Genomic DNA, 649 nt, shown 5'->3' on the forward strand with positions numbered 1-649 from the left:
GCACGACATGGACGCGGTGTTCGCGCTGGCCGACAAGCTCACCGTGATGGTCAACGGGCAGGTGATCGCCAGCGGCACGCCCGCGCAAATCCGTGCCGACGCAGGCGTGCAGGCAGCGTATTTAGGCGAGGAGCACTGAGAATATGGCCCCCACGCTTTTCACTTCGAGCCTGCGGCGCGCTGCCCCTTTCACTTCACCAGGGGCTGGCCTTGCTTGGGGCGGCCCGGCGCTGCGGCCCCGCCTGGAGACCTTATGAGCATGGTTGAGAAACAGATCGACATCCTGATCGGCGCCCAGGACATTCACACCTATTACGGCGCCAGCCACGTACTGCGCGGCATAGACTTTCACGTCGCGCGCGGCGAGACCATAGGCCTCATGGGCCGCAACGGCATGGGCAAGAGCACGCTGCTCAAAAGCATCATGGGCCTCGTCAAGCCACGCTCGGGCTCGGTCGCCATCAACGGCAGGCCCATGACGGGCGCCCCGCCCTACGAAATCGCCCGCCTCGGCATCGCCTATGTGCCCGAAGGCCGCGGCATCTTCGGCAACCTCAGCGTGACCGAAAACCTCAAGATGGCGGCGCGCGCCGGCAGACCAGGAAGCGCCGCAGACGGCGTGGGCCGCAGAAACGACTGGACCTACGAG

At 65.8% G+C, this 649-nt stretch carries 2 protein-coding genes; both read left to right on the top strand.

Going from position 1 to position 649, the window contains the following annotated elements; all coding sequences use genetic code 11:
• Nucleotides 1-139 (top strand): ABC transporter ATP-binding protein C-terminal domain-containing protein (locus tag AC1D1X_RS25155; protein WP_477699614.1); only part of this gene is annotated, 139 nt, incomplete at its 5' end.
• Between the two features lie 114 nt (nucleotides 140-253).
• A partial coding sequence (locus AC1D1X_RS25160; RefSeq protein WP_477699613.1) for an ATP-binding cassette domain-containing protein occupies nucleotides 254-649 on the top strand: 396 nt, incomplete at its 3' end.

This window comes from Polaromonas sp. P1_G4 (assembly GCF_056405475.1).